A 3051-nucleotide genomic window follows, 5' to 3' on the forward strand; every position below is an offset into this window, starting at 1 on the left:
AACGGCTGCACGCCACCAACAACTTCCCGGAATTCACCGGCCGGCTGTGCCCGGCACCGTGCGAGGCGTCCTGCGTGCTGGGCATCAACCAGCCGGCAGTGACGATCAAGCAAGTGGAAGTGTCCGTCATCGAGGAGGCCTTCGACCAAGGCTGGGTGGACCCGCACGCCCCGGAGCGACTGACCGGCCACACCATCGCCGTCGTCGGCTCGGGGCCCGCGGGACTGGCCGCGGCGCAGCAGCTGACACGTGCCGGACATACGGTGGCGGTCTATGAGCGTGACGACAAGGTCGGCGGCCTGCTGCGCTACGGCATCCCCGACTTCAAGATGGAAAAGCGCTACCTGGACCGCCGGCTGGACCAGATGCGTGCCGAGGGCACCCGGTTCCGCACCGGCATCGAAGCGGGCAAAGACATCAGCTGGGACCAGCTGCGTCGCCGCTACGACGCCGTGGTGGTCGCCACGGGTGCCACCGTGCCGCGGGATCTGCCGATCCCCGGGCGCGGACTGTCCGGTGTGCACTTCGCCATGGACTATCTGGTCCAGGCCAACCGCGTAGTGGCCGGCGAGGCGGTGCCGGACCAGATTGACGCCCGGGGCAGGCACGTGGTGATCCTGGGCGGCGGCGACACCGGCGCGGACTGCCTGGGCACAGCGCACCGGCAGCAGGCGGCTTCGGTGACTACCCTGGCCATTGGCAAGCAACCGCCGGCCCAGCGCGCTTCGCACCAGCCCTGGCCTACCTTCCCCACGCTGTTCGAGGTGGCCAGCGCCCACGAGGAGGGCGGCGAGCGGACCTATTTGGCCTCGACCGTTGAGTTCGTGGGAGTCAACGGTGTGCTCACGGCGCTGAAGGTCGCCGAAACGGAGTTCGTTGACGGCAAACGGGTGCCCAAGCCCGGGACCGAGCGGGAGATTCCGGCGGACCTGGTGTTCCTGTCCCTGGGCTTCACCGGTCCGGAGCCGGCCGGCCTGGGCGAGCAGGCGGGCGCGGACTTCGACCAGCGAGGAAATGTTAGCCGTGACGACCGGTACATGAGCGCCGCCGAGGGCATCTTCGTCGCCGGCGACGCCGGCCGCGGACAGTCACTGATTGTGTGGGCCATCGCCGAAGGACGCGCCTGTGCGGCCGCCGTGGACGAGTGGCTGACCGGCACCACGCGGCTGCCGGCCCCGGTGGCCCCGGGGGATCGTGCGATCGCGGTGCTGCCGTGACCACCATGGCCAGCCCTGCACGAAGCCCGCAATCTGATTAGGGTAGGGATATGAGACGCGCAAAAATCGTTGCAACATTTGGCCCTGCCATCGCCAGCTATGAGAGCACGCTGGCCGTCCTGAAGGCCGGTGTGGACGTGGCCAGGATGAACATGAGCCACGGCGACTACGGCGTGCACCAGCAGACCTACGACAACGTCCGCAAGGCGTCCGCCGAATTGTCCAAGCCGGTGGGCATTTTTGCCGACCTGCAGGGCCCGAAGATCCGTCTGGGTCGGTTCGTGAACGGCCCGCACCATCTGGCGGTGGGTGACCGGTTCACCATCACCACCGAGGACGTGGAAGGAACCGCTGACCAGTGCTCCACGACGCACAAGGGCTTGCCGGGCGACGTCAACGTGGGGGACTCCCTGCTGATCGATGACGGCAAGGTGGCGCTGAGGGCCGTAGAGGTCGATGACGTCAAAGTGGTGACGGAAGTGACCGTCGCTGGAGTGGTCTCCAATAACAAGGGAATCAACCTGCCCGGCGTGGCGGTCAACGTGCCGGCCCTGAGCGAAAAGGACGAGGAGGATCTGCGCTGGGCGCTGAAAACCGGCGTCGACATGGTGGCGTTGTCCTTCGTGCGCAATGCCGCAGACGTCCAGCGGGTCCACGAGATCATGGACGAGGAGGGCCGCCGTGCCCCGGTGATCGCCAAGATCGAGAAGCCGCAGGCCGTGGACGCCATCGAGGAGATCATTGATGCCTTCGATGCCATCATGATCGCCCGCGGTGACCTGGGCGTGGAGTTGCCGTTGGAGGACGTGCCGCTGGTGCAAAAGCGTGCGGTTGAGCTTGCACGCCGCTGGGCCAAGCCGGTGATTGTCGCCACGCAGGTGCTCGAATCGATGATCGATAATCCGCGGCCCACCCGGGCGGAAGCATCGGATTGCGCCAACGCGGTGCTCGACGGCGCCGACGCGGTCATGCTCTCCGGCGAAACCAGTGTGGGCAAGTACCCGCTGGAAACGGTTCAAACGATGGCACGGATTATCGAGTCCACGGAGCAGCACGGGCTCGACCGCGTGCCGCCGCTGGGCAGCCAGCCGAAGACCCGAGGCGGGGCCATCACCCGGGCTGCAGTGCAGATCGCCGACCAACTGGATGCCAAGTACATCTGCACGTTCACCCAATCAGGCGACTCGGCCCGCCGGCTGAGCCGGCTGCGTCCCGCCAAGCCGGTGTTCGCGTTCACCCCGCTGCAGTCCACACTGAACGTTCTGTCGCTGACGTGGGGCATCCAGCCGCTGGTGGTGGAGTTCGTCGAGCACACCGACCATATGACCGCCCAGGTGGACCGGATCCTCTATGAGCGCGGTTTGGTGGACATCGATGACCTGGTGGTGATTGCGGCCGGTTCGCCTCCCGGAAAGGCAGGTTCCACCAACTCGCTGAAGGTCCACCGGGTGGGCGACCTGACGGATGCCGGAGAACTGCTGGACGGCCAGTCCCATCCCCGGCACGAACGGGTAGGCCCCTGGCCCACCACCTAGGCGAGGGCGAGAGACAGCAGAACGGGCTCCGGAGGATTCCGGAGCCCGTTTCCGTCGCGCCTTAGTTCACTTGGTTGATGATCGTCTCGGCGACTTCGCGCATGCTCAGCCGGCGGTCCATCGACGTCTTCTGGATCCAGCGGAAGGCTTCCGGCTCGGTCAGGCCCATCTTGGTGATCAGCAGGCTCTTGGCCCGCTCCACCAGCTTCCGGGTTTCGAACTGATCCTGCAGATCGGAAACCTCGGATTCCAGGGCGGTGATCTCCTCATGCCGGGAGAGGGCGATCTCGATGGCCGGA

At 66.5% G+C, this 3051-nt stretch carries 3 protein-coding genes; 2 read left to right on the forward strand and 1 reads right to left on the reverse strand.

Annotated elements, in window-relative coordinates:
• Both AC5RWT_RS36160 and pyk read left to right on the forward strand, forming a co-directional pair.
• Nucleotides 1–1217, forward strand: a 1217-nt coding sequence (locus AC5RWT_RS36160; protein ID WP_494084428.1) for a glutamate synthase subunit beta, incomplete at its 5' end; no start/stop codon positions are given.
• A 50-nt stretch (nt 1218–1267) separates the two neighbouring features.
• Entirely contained in the window at nt 1268–2752 is a 1485-nt protein-coding gene (pyk, locus tag AC5RWT_RS36165; protein ID WP_494084429.1) for a pyruvate kinase, read from the forward strand.
• 61 nt (nt 2753–2813) lie between these two features.
• On the opposite strand, the gene AC5RWT_RS36170 is transcribed toward pyk, so the two are convergent.
• Nucleotides 2814–3051 (reverse strand): ANTAR domain-containing response regulator (locus AC5RWT_RS36170; RefSeq protein ID WP_494084430.1); only part of this gene is annotated, 238 nt, incomplete at its 5' end.

This window comes from Arthrobacter sp. Dra40 (genome assembly GCF_059091905.1).

Excerpts from the sequence above, each read along its gene's own strand:
- pyk (WP_494084429.1), top strand. The coding sequence starts at position 1,268 with ATGAGACGCGCAAAAATCGTTGCAACATTTGGCCCTGCCATCGCCAGC.